The 17,570-nt window shown below is 72.7% G+C and carries 11 protein-coding genes; 2 read left to right on the forward strand and 9 right to left on the reverse strand.

Annotated features, from left to right (window positions below; translation table 11 throughout):
• Nucleotides 1-511: 511 nt before the first annotated feature.
• The 7 genes from ACIP67_RS14255 to ACIP67_RS14285 form a co-directional block, all read right to left on the reverse strand.
• On the reverse strand, nucleotides 512-2,215 hold the full coding sequence (locus tag ACIP67_RS14255) for a proline--tRNA ligase (RefSeq protein WP_401691662.1): 1,704 nt from the start codon (nucleotides 2,213-2,215) through the stop codon (nucleotides 512-514).
• Between the two features lie 108 nt (nucleotides 2,216-2,323).
• The gene (locus ACIP67_RS14260; protein WP_401691664.1) at nucleotides 2,324-2,860 is read right to left on the reverse strand and encodes a GNAT family N-acetyltransferase; all 537 of its coding nucleotides are present in this window, start codon (nucleotides 2,858-2,860) and stop codon (nucleotides 2,324-2,326) included.
• Nucleotides 2,861-2,933: 73 nt separating this feature from the next.
• Entirely contained in the window at nucleotides 2,934-3,782 is an 849-nt protein-coding gene (locus tag ACIP67_RS14265; RefSeq protein ID WP_401691666.1) for a GNAT family N-acetyltransferase, read from the reverse strand.
• A 396-nt stretch (nucleotides 3,783-4,178) separates the two neighbouring features.
• Complete coding sequence (ispG, locus tag ACIP67_RS14270) at nucleotides 4,179-5,336, reverse strand: flavodoxin-dependent (E)-4-hydroxy-3-methylbut-2-enyl-diphosphate synthase (protein ID WP_401691671.1); 1,158 nt, start codon at nucleotides 5,334-5,336, stop codon at nucleotides 4,179-4,181.
• A 194-nt stretch (nucleotides 5,337-5,530) separates the two neighbouring features.
• Nucleotides 5,531-6,823, reverse strand: a complete 1,293-nt coding sequence (locus ACIP67_RS14275; protein ID WP_401692136.1) for a M50 family metallopeptidase — start codon at nucleotides 6,821-6,823, stop codon at nucleotides 5,531-5,533.
• 11 nt (nucleotides 6,824-6,834) lie between these two features.
• A complete protein-coding gene (gene dxr / locus ACIP67_RS14280; RefSeq protein WP_401691673.1) occupies nucleotides 6,835-8,094 on the reverse strand; it encodes a 1-deoxy-D-xylulose-5-phosphate reductoisomerase in 1,260 nt (419 codons plus the stop codon).
• Between the two features lie 579 nt (nucleotides 8,095-8,673).
• Nucleotides 8,674-10,626: an acyl-CoA dehydrogenase family protein gene (locus tag ACIP67_RS14285; protein WP_401691675.1), complete on the reverse strand. Its 1,953-nt coding sequence runs from the start codon at nucleotides 10,624-10,626 to the stop codon at nucleotides 8,674-8,676.
• A 688-nt stretch (nucleotides 10,627-11,314) separates the two neighbouring features.
• Between ACIP67_RS14285 and ACIP67_RS14290 the strand changes: the two genes are divergently transcribed.
• Together ACIP67_RS14290 and ACIP67_RS14295 are read left to right on the forward strand one after the other, a co-directional pair.
• Entirely contained in the window at nucleotides 11,315-12,328 is a 1,014-nt protein-coding gene (locus ACIP67_RS14290; RefSeq protein WP_401691676.1) for a LacI family DNA-binding transcriptional regulator, read from the forward strand.
• A gap of 82 nt (nucleotides 12,329-12,410) precedes the next feature.
• Nucleotides 12,411-14,474: a TIM-barrel domain-containing protein gene (locus ACIP67_RS14295; protein ID WP_401691678.1), complete on the forward strand. Its 2,064-nt coding sequence runs from the start codon at nucleotides 12,411-12,413 to the stop codon at nucleotides 14,472-14,474.
• Nucleotides 14,475-14,532: 58 nt separating this feature from the next.
• Here the strand turns inward: ACIP67_RS14295 and ACIP67_RS14300 are convergent, their stop codons facing one another.
• Both ACIP67_RS14300 and ACIP67_RS14305 read right to left on the reverse strand, forming a co-directional pair.
• The gene (locus tag ACIP67_RS14300) at nucleotides 14,533-15,246 is read right to left on the reverse strand and encodes a hypothetical protein (RefSeq protein WP_401691680.1); all 714 of its coding nucleotides are present in this window, start codon (nucleotides 15,244-15,246) and stop codon (nucleotides 14,533-14,535) included.
• Between the two features lie 36 nt (nucleotides 15,247-15,282).
• The gene (locus ACIP67_RS14305) at nucleotides 15,283-17,523 is read right to left on the reverse strand and encodes a glycosyl hydrolase family 95 catalytic domain-containing protein (RefSeq protein WP_401691682.1); all 2,241 of its coding nucleotides are present in this window, start codon (nucleotides 17,521-17,523) and stop codon (nucleotides 15,283-15,285) included.
• Nucleotides 17,524-17,570: the final 47 nt, after the last annotated feature.

A 17,570-nucleotide genomic window follows, 5' to 3' on the forward strand; every position in this document is an offset into this window, starting at 1 on the left:
ACCGGTGTGAGAGCGGCCGAAGTGCCGGCGGCGGCCAGGGTGCGGGCGTGAGAGCGGCGCGGGTGCCGGCAGCGGTCGCGGGGTACCGGCGCGAGAACAGTGCGGGTGCCGGCCTGGGGGCAAGAGTGGCCTGGCCGCCGGACCGGGGCGGGCGCGAGGACGGGAGCGGCCGGAGTGCCGGACCGCGGTGGCCGCGAGGACGGGAGCAGCCGGAGCGCCGGACCGCGGTGGCCGCGAGGACGGGAGCGGCCGGAGTGCCGGACCGGGGCGGGCACGAGGACGGCCGCGATGCCGGACCCGGGGCCGGCACGGAAGCGGCCGACGCATCGGACCGGGCACGACGGCGGAAGCAGCCGGAGTGCCGGATCGGGCACCGAGGACGGCCGCAATGCCGGACCGGGGACGGGCGCGGAGGCGGCCGGCCCGTCGGACCGGGCACCGAGGACGGCCGCAATGCCGGACCCGGGGCGGGGTGCCGTGGTGGCGCCCCGCGTGCCGGGTGGCTCGTCCGTCAGGCGGTGAGGCGGGCGAGTGCCTCGTCCACCGTCAGTTCCTCGCGCTCACCGGTGCGGCGGTCCTTCAGCTCCAGCACGCCCTCGGCCGAGCGGCGGCCCGCGACCAGGATCTTCGGTACGCCGATCAGCTCGGAGTCGGTGAACTTGACGCCCGGGGAGACACCGGCCCGGTCGTCGACCAGGACGCGCAGACCGGCCGCCCGCAGCTTCTCGGAGACGTCGAGGGCGAGTTCGGTCTGGAGGGCCTTGCCGGCGGCGACGACGTGCACGTCGGCCGGGGCGACCTCGGCGGGCCAGCACAGGCCCTTGTCGTCGGCGGTCTGCTCGGCGAGGGCGGCGACGGCGCGGGAGACGCCGATGCCGTAGGAGCCCATGGTGACGCGGACCGGCTTGCCGTTCTGGCCGAGGACGTCCAGCTTGAGGGCGTCGGCGTACTTGCGGCCGAGCTGGAAGATGTGGCCGATCTCGATGGCGCGGTCCAGCTTGAGGCCGGTGCCGCAGTTCGGGCAGGGGTCGCCCTCCTGCACGACCACGACGTCGACGTACGCGTCGACCTCGAAGTCACGGCCCGCGACGACGTTCTTCGCGTGCGTGTGCTCCTTGTTGGCGCCGGTGATCCAGGCGGTGCCGGGGGCCACGCGGGGGTCGGCGATGTACGTCAGCTTCTCCTGGCGGCCCTGCGGACCGACGTAGCCGCGGACCAGGTCCGGGCGGCCCGTGAAGTCCTCGGCGGTGACCAACTCGACGGTGGCCGGGGCGAAGTGGGCCTCGACCTTGTCCAGGTCGACCTCGCGGTCGCCGGGGACGCCGACGGCGACGATCTCGCCGTCGACCTTGACGAGGAGGTTCTTCAGGGTGGCGGAGGCCGGGACGCCGAGGGAGGCGGCGAGGGTCTCGATGGTCGGGGTGTCCGGGGTCGGGATCTCCTCGAGGGCGGGCACGCCGTCGGCGTCGACCGGCTTGAGCTCGTAGGTGATCGCCTCGGTGTTGGCGGCGAAGTCGCAGTTCGGGCAGTCCGCGAAGGTGTCCTCGCCGGCGCCGGCCGGGGCGAGGAACTCCTCCGACTTGGAGCCGCCCATGGCGCCGGCGGTGGCGGCGCAGATGCGGTAGTCGAGGCCGAGGCGCTCGAACACCTTCTGGTAGGCCTGGCGGTGCAGGGCGTAGGACTGGGCGAGGCCCTCGTCCTCGGTGTCGAAGGAGTAGGAATCCTTCATCAGGAACTCGCGGCCGCGCAGGATGCCGGCGCGGGGGCGGGCCTCGTCCCGGAACTTGGTCTGGATCTGGTACAGGATGACCGGCAGGTCCTTGTAGGAGGACGCCTGGTCCTTCACGATCAGCGTGAAGATCTCCTCGTGGGTCGGGCCGAGGAGGTAGTCGCCGCCCTTGCGGTCGTTCAGCCGGAACAGCTCCGGGCCGTACTCGTCCCAGCGGCCGGTCGCCTCGTAGGGCTCCTTCGGCAGCAGGGCGGGGAGCAGCACCTCCTGGGCGCCGATCGCGTCCATCTCCTCGCGGACGATGCGCTCCACGTTGGCGAGGACCTTCTTGCCGAGCGGGAGCCAGGTCCAGATGCCGGCGGCGGTGCGGCGCACGTAGCCGGCGCGGACGAGGAGCTTGTGGCTGAGGACCTCGGCGTCGGCGGGGTCGTCGCGCAGGGTCTTCGCCATCAACTGGGACATGCGCTGGACCGGTGCGTTCGCCATGGTTCTCGTACTCCTGCCGGATGGGGGTCCCCCGCTCGGGCGGTGCCGCGAGTGGGAGATGGTGATGGCTAGGAGGTTAGCCGGGAGCCCTGGGTGGCCGGAAATCCGTCAGCCGTGCGGGCGGCGCAGCGGGAGGGGGGCGCCCATGACCGCGTACGGGCGGGGGGCGCTGGGGAAGAGGACGCGGCGGGCCAGGTCCTGGTAGCCGAGGGAGCGGTAGAGGGCCCGGGCAGGGCTGTCGGTGTCGATCGCCGAGAGGATCGAGCGGGGTTCCGTGGCGCCGTCGGTGATGGTGGTGATCAGGGCGCGGCCCGCTCCGCGGTTCTGGTGGGCGGGGTGGACGTGCAGTTCCGTGATGACGAAGGAGTCGTCGAGCCAGGCGTCGTTCCCCTGGGCGCGGAGGTAGGGCTCCACGACGGTGGACCACCAGTGGGTGCGGTCGTTGGGCATGCCGTACACGAAGCCCACGAGTCTGCCGCCGGCCGTGGCGCCGAGGGCCCTCGCTCCGGGGTACGCCATGTGACGCAGGACGATCTGCCGGCGGACGGCCACTTCGTCCGGGCCCAGCCCGAAGGCGACGGCTTGGACGGCCAAGGCCTCGTCCACGTGGGCTGTGAGGTCCAAGGGGCCGATGACGAGGTCCATGACGGGAGACTACAGGGGAGGTTCCGCGATCCGCGGGGCGCGGGCTCGTCCGGCGTCGGGGGCCGGGCCTCCTTCAGAACAGCACGCTCATGAAGGCGCCTGTCTCGCGGAACCCCACCCGCTGGTACGTCCTTCTGGCCGCCGTGTTGAAGTCGTTCACGTACAGGCTCACCATCGGGGCCACGTCCGCCAGGGCGTAGCGCAGGACCGCCGCCATGCCGGGGGCCGCCAGCCCTCTGCCCCGGTACTCGGGAGCCACCCACACGCCCTGGATCTGGCAGGCCTGCGGGGTCGCCGCGCCGATCTCCGCCTTGAAGACGACCCTGCCCCGGTCGTCGAGGCGGGCGAACGAGCGTCCTGAGCCGACGAGTTCGGCGACCCGGGCCTGGTAGAGCAGTCCGCCGTCGCCCGCCATCGGGGAGACGCCGACCTCCTCGGTGAACATGGCCACGCACGCCGGCATGATCGTTTCCATCTCGTCCTTGCGGATGCGGCGGACGTAGGGATCCGGGACGATGTCGGCGGGCATGCGGTCGGTGACCATGAGGGGCTGGCGGGTGCGGACCTCGCGGGCCGGGCCCCAGTGGGGTTCGAGCAGCCGCCAGAGCTGGGCGGTGGGTTCGGCGGGGCCGACGACCGAGGAGCAGCGGCGGCCGGCCCGGCGGGCGCGCTCGGCGAAGGCGCGGACGGCGCGGGGGGTGGCGCAGATGGGGACCAGGTTGGCGCCGGCGTAGCACAGCGACGTCAGCATGCCGTCCTCGTACCAGCCCCACATCTCACCGCCCAGCCGCCACGGGTCCAGGCCGGCGACCTGGACACGGGAGGTCACGAAGGCGTTCGCGACCGGCTCGCGGTCGAGGACGGCGAGCGCGGCGTCCAGGTCGCTCGGTTCGAGGACCCGGGAGGTGGTCTGCGTCAACACGTGCGGGGCCTCACACTGGGGTCTGCCTGATCTCCGCACTGTACCTGCGGAAGCTGGGCAGTGCGCCCTGCGGGTCGGGGCCCGGGCCTGGGGGCCGTCGGGCTCCGACCCGGTGTGGGGGGCTGCCGCCCCCGGGCCCCCGCTTCGGCCCTGAAGGGGCCTCGTCCTCAAACGCCGGACGGGCTGTGTGGCCCCGACCGGCGCTCGCACGGCGAGGGCTCCTCCTCGAACGCCGACGGGCTGTGTCGCCCGACCGGCGCTCGGACGGCGAGGGCTCCTCCTCGGACGCCGACGGGCTGTGTCGCCCCGACCGGCGCTCGCACGGTAGGGCTTACTCTTCGGACGCCGACGGGCTGTGTCGCCCGGCCTGCGCTCGGAAGGTGAGGGCCCGGCCGGTCAGCCCGCGACCGACACCGACGGTTCGCCGGAGGTGACGCCGTCCGCCTCCATCTGCTCGGCCAGCTTCATGGCCTCCTCGATGAGGGTCTCGACGATCTTGGACTCGGGGACGGTCTTGATGACCTCGCCCTTGACGAAGATCTGGCCCTTGCCGTTGCCGGAGGCGACGCCGAGGTCGGCCTCGCGGGCCTCGCCCGGGCCGTTCACCACACAGCCCATGACGGCCACCCGCAGCGGGACCTCCATGCCGGTCAGGCCCGCGGTGACCTCCTCGGCCAGCTTGTAGACATCGACCTGGGCGCGGCCGCAGGACGGGCAGGAGACGATCTCCAGGCCGCGCTGCTTGAGGTTGAGGGACTCCAGGATCTGGAGGCCGACCTTGACCTCTTCGGCGGGCGGCGCGGACAGCGAGACGCGGATGGTGTCACCGATGCCCTGGGAGAGGAGCGCGCCGAAGGCGACCGCGGACTTGATGGTGCCCTGGAACGCGGGGCCCGCCTCGGTCACCCCGAGGTGGAGGGGGTAGTCGCAGGCCGCGGCGAGCTGCCGGTAGGCCTCGATCATCACGACCGGGTCGTTGTGCTTGACGGAGATCTTGATGTCCCGGAAGTCGTGCTCCTCGAAGAGGGAGGCCTCCCACAGGGCGGACTCCACCAGCGCCTCCGGGGTCGCCTTGCCGTACTTCTGGAGCAGACGGCGGTCCAGCGAACCGGCGTTGACGCCGATGCGGATCGGGGTGCCGTGCTCCTTCGCCGCCTTCGCGATCTCCTTGACCTTGTCGTCGAACTGCTTGATGTTGCCGGGGTTGACCCGCACCGCCGCACAGCCGGCCTCGATCGCCGCGAAGACGTACTTCGGCTGGAAGTGGATGTCGGCGATGACCGGGATCTGCGACTTGCGGGCGATCGTCGACAGGGCGTCCGCGTCGTCCTGCGTGGGGCACGCCACCCGCACGATCTGGCAGCCCGACGCGGTCAGCTCCGCGATCTGCTGGAGCGTGGCACCGATGTCCGAGGTACGGGTCGTCGTCATCGACTGCACGGACACCGGGGCGTCCCCGCCGACCGCCACCGAGCCGACCTGGATCTGCCGGCTCTTCCGACGCTCGGCGAGCTTGGTCGGAACGGACGGCATGCCGAGAGAAATCGCAGTCATCTGCTGTGCAACCCCAAGTCGTGGATCAAGGTCCGGTCCCGTGAGCAGCGGGCTCCGGGCTCCGAGATTACGGCACGGGCACTGGCCGGAGCACATCCCGCCGGTCAAACCCACTCGATGGGAGACCGCCGGCGCCGGGACGGCGAACGGGCGGGCACCACCCAGGGTGCCCGCCCGTCCCGAACGGTGTGTGGCTAGGAGATTCTGACGGGGTTAACCACGTCCGCGATCAGTACCAGGATCGTGAAGCAGACGAAGATCCCGGCGACCACGTAGGCCACCGGCATCAGCTTCGCCACGTCGAACGGGCCCGGGTCCGGACGGCGCAGCACCTTCGCGAGGTGGCGCCGCAGGGATTCCCAGAGCGCGCCCGCGATGTGGCCGCCGTCGAGCGGCAGCAGCGGCAGCATGTTGAACAGGAACAGGGACAGGTTGAAGCCCGCGACCAGCATCAACGCCATGGCCAGCTGCTGGGTGGGCGGGATGTCCAGGGTGAAGATCTCGCCGCCGACGCGGGCCGCGCCGACCACGCCCATGGGCGAGTCCGGCTCGCGGGGCGCGCCGTCGAAGGCCGCGTTCCACAGGGCCGGGATCTTGCCGGGCAGGGCCGCGATGGAGTCGACGGCCTCGCCGATGCGGTCGCCCATCCAGGTCAGGGACTCCCCGAAGTCCTGCCGGACGATGCCGGTGGCCGCGCTGAAGCCGAGGAAGCCGGCGGTGACGTACTCGCCCTGCACGATCTGCCCGTCGGCGTCCTTCTTCGCCACCTGGTTGGTGGCGATCGTCGCCTGGAGGGTGAGGTCCTTGCCGTCGCGTGAGACGACGAGGGGGACGGTCTCGTCGGGGTGGGCGCGGATGAGGTCGGACAGCTCGTTCCAGTCGTCCGTGCGGACGCCGTCGAAGGAGACGATCTTGTCACCGGCCTTCAGGCCCGCGGCCGCGGCCGGGGACGCGGGGTCCTTCGCGGTGCAGTCGTCGCGGTTCTCGCTCTGCTTGATGACGCACTGGGAGACGGAGCTGACGGTGGTGGTCTGCTGGGAGATGCCGAAGCCCATCAGGACGGTGAGGAACAGTCCCACCGCGAGGACCAGGTTCATGAACGGGCCCGCGAACATCACGATGACCCGCTTCCACGGCTTGCGCGTGTAGAAGAGGCGGTTCTCGTCGCCCGGCCGGAGCTCCTCGAACGCGGCGGAGCGGGCGTCCTCGATCATGCCGCGCCAGGGGGAGGTGGAGCGGGCGGTGATCCGGCCGTCGTCGCCGGGCGGGAACATGCCGATCATGCGGATGTAGCCGCCGAAGGGGACGGCCTTGACGCCGTACTCGGTCTCGCCCTTGCGGCGCGAGAACAGGGTCGGGCCGAAGCCGACCATGTACTGCGGCACGCGGATGCCGAAGAGCTTGGCCGTGGACAGATGCCCCAGCTCGTGCCAGGCGATCGAGAACAGCAGGCCGACCGCGAAGACGACTATGCCGAGGATCATCATCAGGGACGTCATCAACGCGCCTCCGCGGTCGTCGTCTGTGCTGTCAGTTCGCGGGACCGGGCCCGTGCCCAGGTCTCCGCTTCGAGGACGTCCGACACGGTCAGTGAAGTTCCCGTGGCCGGCGTGCCGTGCTCCTCGACCACCCGTGTCACCGTCTCCATGATCCCGTTGAACGGCAGTGCGCCGCGGCGGAACGCCTCCACGCACTCCTCGTTGGCGGCATTGAACACCGCCGGGGCCGTTCCCGCGAGCTCCCCCACGTGCCGGGCGAGCCCGACCGAGGGGAAGGCCTCGCCGTCGAGCGGGAAGAACTCCCACGTCGACGCCTTGCTCCAGTCGAAGGCGGGCGCCGCGTCGGGCACCCGCTCGGGCCAGCCCAGGCCGATGGCGATGGGCCCCCGCATGTCGGGGGGCGTCGCCTGCGCCAGGGTCGATCCGTCCGTGAACTCCACCATCGAGTGGACATACGACTGGGGGTGCACGACGACCTCGATGCGGTCGAAGGGAATGTCGTAGAGCAGGTGCGCCTCGATGACCTCCAGGCCCTTGTTGACGAGGGTCGCGGAGTTGATCGTGATCACCGGTCCCATGGCCCAGGTGGGGTGGGCGAGGGCGTCCTCGACGGTGACGTGCGCCAGCTCTTGTCTCGTGCGGCCGCGGAAGGGGCCGCCGGAGGCGGTGACGACGAGCTTGCGCACCTCGGCGCGGGTGCCGGCGGCGAGGGCCTGGAAGAGGGCCGCGTGCTCGGAGTCGACCGGGATGATCTGGCCGGGCTTGGCGAGCGCCTTGACCAGCGGGCCGCCGACGATGAGCGACTCCTTGTTGGCGAGCGCGAGGGTGCGGCCCGCCTCCAGGGCGGCGAGGGTCGGGGCGAGGCCGATGGAACCGGTGATGCCGTTCAGGACGGTGTGGCAGTCGGAGGCGGCCAGCAGCGTGGCCGCCTCGGGTCCGGCGAGGATCTCGGGCAACGGCTCGCCGGTGCCGTACTCCGAGGTGAGCGCCTCGCGCAGGGCCGGGACGACGTCCTCGCGGGCCACGGCGACGGTCCGTGCCCGCAGTCGGCGGGCCTGCTCGGCGAGGAGCGCGACCCGGCCGCCGTTGGCGGACAGGCCGGTCACCCGGAAGCGGTGCGGGTTGCGCAGCACGAGGTCGACGGCCTGGGTGCCGATCGATCCGGTGGAGCCGAGGATCACCACGTCCTTGGGGCCGTCGCCCGCGACGGGGTCGTAGACGAGGTGCGGGTCGGCGAGTGGGGCTGGACTGTCGCTCATTCCCCCATTGTGGCCGGAACGGCTGTGCCGGTGGACAGGGTGTCCCCCCGGAAGGTGCGGCGCCCGCCCGCGCCGGCCGGCGCACAGGGCGCGCACGGGCGCGGGGCGGGGCGTACGGAACGCGGGCGAGCCGCGTTCGGGGCGGTTCGGGGCGGTTCGGGGCACACACAGGCGCGGGGCGGCGTGGGGCGCGTGCAGGCGCCGGGTGGGGTGGGGCACACGCACGCGCGGGGCGGCGTGGAGCGCGTGCAGGCGCCGGGTGGGGTGGGGCACACGCACGCGCGGGGCGGCGTGGAGCGCGTGCAGGCGCCGGGTGGGGTGGGGCACACGCACGCGCGGGGCGGCGTGGAGCGCGTGCAGGCGCCGGGTGGGGTGGGGCGCACGCGGGCGTGCGGAACGCGGGGAGGGGGAGGGGTGAGGGATGAGGGATGCGGGGTGCGGGGTGCGGGGTGCGGAACGCGCGCAGGTGTGCGGGAGGTGGGCAGGGTGCGGGGCCGCACGGGGCCGGGGGCGCTTCCCGGGGCGGGAGTCCGTCGCCGGACACGGGTCCGGGAAGCGCCGTGGGGCCGTGCGGTGGGGTCACCTGATCGGGCGGTGGACGTTCTCCCGGGCGCTGGGGCCGGGGGTCGCGTCGGCGATCCACGGGCCGTCGCCCGAGGGGTCGACGACGCCCTGCTCCAGCCACTCGTACGTCCCGGCGAGGACGCCCTTGACGACCTTGCGGTCCACGTCGTCGGTGTTGTCCCACAGGCGGGTGAAGAGGGCGTCCACCCGCAGCCGGGCCTGCCGGCAGAAGGCGTCGGCGAGCTGGTAGGCCTCGCGGCCGTGCTCGCCGCGGGAGCGCAGCAGCTCGGCGCGCACACAGGCCGCGCTCATCGCGAAGAGCTCCGCGCCGATGTCGACGATCCGGCCCAGGAAGCCCTGCTTGGTCTCCATCCGGCCCTGCCAGCGGGACATGGCGTAGAAGGTGGAGCGGGCGAGCTTGCGGGCGTGGCGCTCGACGAAGCGCAGGTGCGGGGAGAGGTCGACGCCGTGCTTGAACTCGGCGTACGAGGTCGGCAGCTGCCCCGGTCCGGCGACCAGCCTGGGCAGCCACTTGGCGTAGAAGACTCCCGCGTTGGCGCCGGCCCTGGCCTTGTCGGGGAGGGACTTGGCGGGGTCGATGAGGTCGCTGGCGACGGAGAGGTGGGCGTCGACGGCCTCGCGGGCGATCAGCAGGTGCATGATCTCCGTGGAGCCCTCGAAGATGCGGTTGATGCGCAGGTCGCGCAGGAGCTGCTCGGCGGGGACCGCGCGCTCGCCGCGGGCGGCGAGGGACTCGGCGGTCTCGAAGCCGCGGCCGCCGCGGATCTGGACCAGCTCGTCGGCGATCAGACAGGCCATCTCGGAGCCGTAGAGCTTGGCGAGGGCGGCCTCGATGCGGATGTCGTTGCGGTCCTCGTCGGCCATCTGGGAGGAGAGGTCGACGACGGCCTCCAGGGCGAAGGTGGTGGCCGCGATGAAGCTGATCTTGGAGCCGACGGCCTCGTGGAGGGCGACCGGCTTGCCCCACTGCTCGCGGACGGCCGACCACTCGCGGGCGATCTTCAGGGACCACTTCCCGGCGCCGACGCACATCGCGGGCAGCGAGAGCCGGCCGGTGTTGAGCGTTGTCAGGGCGATCTTCAGCCCGGCGCCCTCGGGGCCGATGCGGTGGGCGGCGGGGACTCGGACCCGGTGGAAGCGGGTGACGCCGTTCTCCAGGCCGCGCAGGCCCATGAAGGCGTTGCGGTGCTCGACGGTGACCCCCTCGGAGGCGGTCTCGACGACGAAGGCGGTGATGCCGCCCCGGTGGCCCTCGGACTTCGGCACCCGGGCCATGACGACCAGGAGGTCGGCGACGACGCCGTTGGTCGTCCACAGCTTGACCCCGTCGAGGACGTAGTGGTCGCCGTCCGGGACGGCGGTGGTGGCGAGGCGGGCGGGGTCGGAGCCGACGTCGGGCTCGGTCAGCAGGAAGGCCGAGATGTCGGTGCGGGCGCAGCGCGGCAGGAAGAGGTCCTTCTGCTCCTGGGTGCCGAACATCTTCAGCGGCTGCGGTACGCCGATCGACTGGTGGGCGGAGAGCAGCGCGCCGAGCGCCGGGTTCGCGGAGCCGACCAGGGCGAGGGCCTTGTTGTAGTAGACCTGCGTCAGGCCGAGGCCGCCGTACTTGGGCTCGATCTTCATGCCGAGGGCGCCGAGCTCCTTGAGGCCGTTGACGGTCTCGTCGGGTATGCGGGCCTCGCGTTCGATGCGGGCCGAGTCGACCTGCGTCTCGCAGAAGTCCCGCAGCTTGGCGAGGAAGGCCTCACCGCGCCGGGTGGCCTCGTCGGCCGGCAGGGGGTGGGGGTGGATGAGGTCGAGCCGGAAGCGGCCGAGGAACAGTTCCTTGGCGAAGCTGGGCTTGCGCCAGTGCTGTTCCCGCGCGGCCTCCGCCACCTGGCGGGCCTCACGTTCGGTGACGGTGGGCCGGGACGGAGACGGGGAGGGGGTGGAGGGTGGTGCGGACATGAGGCTCACCTCGCCGCGAATCGGGATCAGGGATCTTTTTGGTTACCGACGGGTGCTACTCGATCGTTGGTACCCGATCCGGGGCAACCCCACCACCCCTCGCGCGCCGTCCGAGCGCCGGCGACCGCCCGGGGCCCGGCTTCGCGGGCGGCTCCTTGCAGGGACTTCGCGTCCCGGCGGACGGGTGCGCGGGTGTCGCCCGGGGCAGCCTTCCCGGGGGCCGTTCGGGGGAGCGCGCTCCCCCGTCGGCGGGCGGTCCGCGGGGCGGTCGGCGGGCGGTCCGCCGGGCAGTCGACGGGAGTCCGCTTCGCCACCGGAACGGTCCGCTCCCCCACCTCCGGACAATCCGTTCCCCGGCCTCCGGACGGCCCGTTCCGGCGCCTCCGGACGGCCCGTTCCGGCGCCTCCGGACGGCCCGTTCCGGCGCCTCCGGACGGCCTGCTCCCCCGCCCCCGGCCGGGCCGCGGAGCCGTCGGCCGCCGCCCGGCCCCCGCCCGGCCCCCGCCCGGGTCACCGCCCGGGTCACCGCCCGGATCGCCGCCCGGATCGCCGCCCTCGGAGATTGCTGTCGAAGCGCTTCGACAACCTATGGACACCCACCCCCGCTAAAGCTACTGTCGAACCACCCTCACCCGCCCCTGTTCGCAATGCGCACTGTCGAAGCGCTTCACAAAGCTTGGAGAGCTGGATGGTCACCCTCGCCGAGGTCGCCCAGCACGCCGGAGTCTCGGCGAGCACGGTGAGCTATGTCCTCAGCGGCAAGCGGTCCATCTCCGCGACCACCCGGCAGCGGGTCGAGCAGAGCATCCGCGTCCTCGGCTACCACCCCAACGCGGGCGCCCGCGCCCTGGCCAGCAACAGGTCCAACATCATCGCGCTGATGATCCCGCTGCGCACCGACATGTACGTGCCGGTGATGATGGAGATCGCCATCGCGGTCGCCACCACGGCCCGCACGCACGGCTACGACGTCCTGCTGCTGACCGGCGAGGAGGGCCCCGACGCCGTCCGCCGGGTCACCGGCAGCGGGCTCGCCGACGCGATGATCCTGATGGACGTCCAGCTCGACGACGAGCGGCTGCCACTGCTGCGGGGCACCGACCAGCCGTCCGTCCTGATCGGACTGCCCGCCGACACCACCGGACTGACCTGCGTCGATCTGGACTGGAGCGCGACGGGCGCGCTGAGCGTGGAGCACCTGGCGACGCTCGGCCACCGGGACATCGCCGTCATCGGCGAGGCGCCCGCGGTCTACGAGCGGCACACCGGCTTCGCCGAGCGCACCCTCGACGGACTGCGGTCCCGTGCCCGGGAGCTGGGGCTGCGGCTGCTGCACCGGCCCTGCGAGGGCGGGTACGACGCGATGGCCGTGACCCTCGCCCGGATCCTCGACGAACGCCCCGGCACCACCGGCTTCGTCGTCCAGAACGAGTCGGCGGTCGAGCCGCTGCTCGCGCTGCTGCGCCAGCAGGGCCGGGCCGTGCCCGAGGACGTGTCGGTGGTCGCGATCTGCCCCGAGCAGGTCGCCGTCCAGGCCTCGGTGCGGCTGACGTCGGTCGCCATCCCCGCGCCCGACATGGGACGGCACGCCGTGGAACACCTCGTCGCCAAGCTCGACGGCCGGGGCGAGGACGACGTGGTGCTGCTGGCACCCGCGTTGACGGTCCGGGCGAGCACCGGCCCGGCGCCGGCCGTCTCCTGACGAACCCCTTCACCCGCACTGCCCCCGCTCCGGCGCGGGGCGGCCCTTGTCTGCACTCCTCCAGGAGCCAGGGAGCCCCCACGTGAATCAGCCTGCCGAAAACCAGACCGTTCCCAGCACCGTGAGCCTCGCGCAGTCCTCCCCCACCGTCGGCACCTTCCGTGAGCGGGACGGCGCCCTGGAGTGGAGCGGCCGTCAGGAGACCCTGCGCATCGAACCGTGGGGCCCGGACGCGGTCCGGGTCCGGGCGCGGCTCGGCGGTCCCGTCCTCGACGGTCTGCCGGGGGCGCTGCTCGCGGACGCCCCGCCGGCCACCGCCACCGTCAAGATCGAGGACGGCCGGGGACAACTGACCGTCGGGGCGCTCACCGTCGAGGTGGACGCCGAGGGCACGGTCCGCTTCCTGCGCACGGACGACCTCGGTGAGCTGCTCGCCGAGGAGCGCGCCCACTTCTGGTGGCCCGGCCCGCGCCTGTACACGGCGGTCGGCAACGGCCACCACCGGCTGGAGCAGCGGTTCGCCGCCTACGACGACGAGAAGCTGTACGGCCTGGGCCAGCACCAGCACGGGCGGCTGGACCAGAAGGGGCTGGTCCTCGACCTGATCCAGCGCAACGCCGAGGTCGGCATCCCGGTGCTCACCTCCAGCCGCGGCTACACCCTGCTGTGGAACAACCCGGCGATCGGCCGGGTGGAGCTGGCCGGCAACGGCACGCGCTGGGTGGCGGACTCGGCTCGTCAGATCGACTACTGGTTCACGGCGGGCGCCCCGGCCGAGGCGCAGCGCCGCTACAGCGCGGTGACCGGCCGTACGCCGATGCTGCCGGAGTGGGCGGCGGGCTTCTGGCAGTGCAAGCTGCGCTACCGCACGCAGGACGAACTCCTCGCCGTGGCACGGGAGTACAAGCGGCGGGGGCTGCCGCTCTCCGTGATCGTCTGCGACTTCTTCCACTGGACGCACCTGGGCGAGTGGAAGTTCGACCCGAAGGAGTGGCCGGACCCGGCCGCGATGGTCCGCGAGCTGGACGAGCTGGGCGTGAAGCTGGTGGTGAGCGTCTGGCCGTCGGTGTCGCCGCTGAGCGAGAACCACCCGGTGATGGAGCAGCGCGGCTACTTCATCGGCACCCAGTACGGTCCGCTGGCGCACGCCGACTGGCCGGACAAGGAGGTCGCGTCGACGGTCCAGGTGGCCTTCTACGACGCCACCAACCCCGAGGCCCGTGATTTCGTGTGGTCGCGCGTCCGCGACAACTACCTGGCCCCCTACGGCATCAAGGCGTTCTGGCTGGACGCCTGCGAGCCCGAGCTGAAGCCGGGCTTCCAGGAGAACCTGCGCTACTGGGCGGGTCCGGGCCTGGAGGTCGGCAACCTCTACCCGGCCGACAACTCCCGCACTTTCTACGAGGGTCTGCGCGCGTCCGGCGAGGAGGAGATCATCACCCTCAACCGGTCGGCGTGGGCGGGCAGCCAGCGTTACGGCGCCGCCCTGTGGTCCGGTGACATCGGCACCGACTTCGCGACCCTGCGCCGCCAGATCGCGGCCGGTCTCAACACCGCGCTGTCGGGCATCCCGTGGTGGAACACCGACATCGGCGGCTTCCACGGCGGCGACCCGGACGACCCGGACTACCGCGAGGTGATGGTCCGCTGGTTCCAGTTCGGCGCGCTGTCGCCGCTGATGCGTCTGCACGGCTTCCGCGACCCGGGCATGCCGCTGGGCCCGCAGATGACCGGCGGCCCCAACGAGGTGTGGTCCTACGGCGAGGAGGCCGGCGCGATCCTGGAGCGCTACCTGCGGCTGCGGGAGCGGCTGAAGCCGTACGTGCTGGACGTCATGCGGGAGGCGCACGAGGAGGGCCTGCCGGTGATGCGGCCGCTGTTCCTGGAGTTCCCCGACGACCCGGCGGCCTGGGCGGTGGACGACGCCTACCTCTTCGGCCGGGACCTGCTGGTCGCCCCGGTGCTGGCGGCGGGCGCCACGGACCGCACGGCGTACCTGCCGGCGGGCGCGTGGTGGACGGACGCGTGGACGGGTGAGACGTACGAGGGCGGTGCGGCGGTGACGGTCGACGCCCCGCTGGACCGGATCCCGCTGTTCCTGCGGGACGGGGCGCGGCTGCCCGTAGCGGAGCAGCCGCGTCGGTGAGGAAAAGGTGCGGCCGGTCCCTTGGGGGAGGAACCGGCCGCACCGCACGTTCACCCGGTCAGCTGCTGCTGACCGTCAGGTTGTTGGTGACGAAGTCCAGGCCGCCGGCCGACGAGGTGATCTCGTAGCCGAACTGCACGTCACCGATGGTCTCGTTGCCGAACCAGCCCTTGGTGTCCTTGATCCACGTCAGGATCGGCAGGATGTTCACCGTGCCGGAGCTGGAGTCGGAGGTGCGCAGGAACGAGTAGACCTCGTTGGCGCCGTTGTTGCCCTTGTAGACGGTCCAGGTGTGGCCGCCGAGGGTGACGTTGCCCTGCGAGGTGCCGAGCGGTCCGACCGCGCCGTTGTAGTTGACCCAGAGCATGATCTCGTAGTCGTAGTCCGTGTCCCAGATGTCGTACGACGTGTTGTACGCGCCCGAGGACGGGACCGTGACGTTGTAGCTGCTGGTGAGCGAGGCGATCGAGGTGATCGACTTGTTGATCACCTTCTTGGCGTTGGGGTAGGACTTGATGCCGCCGGTGTTGGGGTGGTCGGCCCAGACGCCCCAGTTGGTGCCGGAGTTGGCCCAGGTGCACTGGCTGCCGGCGCCGGAGCCCCAGATGTTGTTGTAGAGCGTGTAGCCGTTCAGGGTGGTGTTGCCCCACTGGTCGCAGGTGCTCCAGACCGCGGCGGAGGCGGGGGCGGAGGCGAGGCCGACCGTGGCGCCGAGCGCCAGGGCGGGGGCCAGCAGGACCTTGGCGAGCCTGCTCAGGGTGCGTGTTGCCATGGTGTCCCTTCCATGGGTGGGGGGAGGTGCGGGGAGTTACCACGCCTCCAGACGGAGGACGTGGTCTTCTCCGGCGACGAGGTCGAGCGGCTGTGCGCCGGAGGAAGTCCGGACGTCGACGCGGTGGCTGCGCGTGGGGCGGATCACCGCGGTGGCGCCGTCGGGATTCCAGGTCAGGTCGATCTCGGCTCCGAACCGGGTGCGCACGCCCCGCAGCCGCCCCTGCCGGTACGCCGCCGGCAGCGCGGGCAGCAGGACCAGGCGGTCCGGGGTGGACTGCACGAGCATCTCGATCAGCACGCCGGGCAGGGTGTGCGCGGCGTCCGCGTTGTAGACGTCCCGGTGCGGGTAGTGCGCGCTCATCAGCGAGGCGTGGAAGAAGTCGCCGTCGAGGACCTGGCCGAGGGCGTGCGCGGCCCGTTCGCCGTCGCGCAGCCGGGCCGCGACGAGGGCGTGGTGGAGGTGGCCGTGGGCCGAGTCGTTCTCGGCGCCGCGCAGTGCGAGGGCGCGGTGGGCGGCGGCCGCGAGGTCCGGGGTGTCGTAGGGATTGATCTCGTCGAGGGGCCAGACGGCGTAGAGGTGGCTGAGGTGGCGGTGGTCGTAGGTGTCGTCGAGGCCGGGCCAGGCCCATTCGGCGAGGGCGCCGTCGGCGTTGGTGCGGTGCGCGGGGAGGCGGTCGGCGAGGGCGCGCAGCCGGGCGGCGTCGGCCGGGTGGTAGGCGGCGGCGGTGAGCAGCGCGTGGCGGGCCGCGGAGAGGTCCATGGCCGCGTTGAGGGCGCCCCAACTGCCGCCCGTGGGCCGGTTCTCCGGCGAGTAGGAGGGGACGACGACGAGCCGTCCGTGCTCGTCGGTGCGGGTGAGGAAGTCCTCGTAGAAGGCGGCGACCTCGGCGAGCGCGGCGGCGGTGCGCGGATCGCGCTCGCCGCGGGTGTCGTCGTGGTCGACGAGCGGCCCCAGCAGCCAGTCGGCGCCGGCGGTCCACAGGTGCAGCGGGTACTCGCGGCTGAAGTGGTACGTCAGCCCGGACTCGCCGTCGGTGTGCGGCGGGGCGACGACGCCCCGGGCGCCGAAGATGGCGCGGGCGTTCTCCCGCCAGTCCGGGAGCTGGCCGTGGATCAGGGAGGCGAGCGCCTCGGTCACCTCGGGCAGGGCGGCGGCGGCCGCGGACGCCGTCTGGAGGTTGACGTTGGCGTCCGTGGTGAACGCGCCCGCCCAGGCGGTGTCCCAGTCGCCCGTCCACAGGCCGGTGAGCCGGGGCGGGAACAGACCGCTGGCGCTGAGCAGGTGGTAGCGGCCGGCCGCGAAGAGCCGCTCCAGCAGGGCCGCTCCGGGCGGCCGTTCCAGCAGCTCCGAGCCGGGCAGGGCACGTTCCGCGGCGTCGCCGCCGAGGTCGAGCGTGACCCGTTCGTAGGCGGTGCGGTGCTGTGCGGTGTGGCGGTCGAGCAGGTCCTCGTACGAGCGCTGCGCGAGGAGGGCGCGCAGGGCGCGGGTCTCCTCGGTGACGTCGGCCTCGCCGGTGTGGCGGTGGACCCGGGTGAGGAGGAGGACGGCGTCGGCGCCCTCGACGCGGGCGCCCGGCGCGGCGAGGGACACCCGGCCGCCGGTGACCGCGAGGACGGTGACGCCGGTGTACGCGCGGTCGCTGTCCGGGTAGCGGGCCCGCAGGGTGAGCACGGCGCCCTCGGGGGTGAGGAGGGTGCCGTGGCCGACGGCCAGTCCGGCCGGTGCGCCGGGGAGCCGGTGGTCCAGGGTGAGGTCGAGGGTGAGGTCGCGGCCGGTGACGTACTGGACGATCACGTCGTCCGCGCGGGAGACGAAGACGCGGCTGGTCCGGTCGCCGTGGCCGGCGGTGTACTCGGCGGTGGTCTCGCCGGTGGCGAAGTCGACGGCACGGCGGTATCCGGTCCGGTCCGCGGGCGGGCGGCGCAGGCGGGTCTGGAAGGCGGGGTGGAAGGGCTGCACCCACTGGAGCGGCCGGCCGTCCGTGAAGCCCTCGGCGGCCGTGAGGTCTCCGGCGAGCAGCCGGTCCTGGAGGGCGCGCAGGCCGGCGGCGAGCTCCGGGGGCCTGGCGTGTTCACCGCCGTTGGGACGGACCAGGGTGTGGTGCGTGACGACGACACGGTCGTCGTCCGGGTCACCGAACACAAGGGCGCCGTGTCGGCCGTTGCCGCTGAGGAAGCCGTCCTCCCAGCGGGCGGCGGGGCGGGGCTCCCAGGTTCCGTGGACGGGGCCGGGCGGGCCGGGAAGGGGGTGGTCCCGGGGCGTCACCGAGTTCATGGGTGTCGTGGATCCCGTCGGTCTCGTCGGTCTCGTCGGTCTCGTGG

Origin of the sequence: Streptomyces sp. NPDC088812 (assembly GCF_044750285.1) — a bacterium.
Lineage (GTDB): Bacteria > Actinomycetota > Actinomycetes > Streptomycetales > Streptomycetaceae > Streptomyces.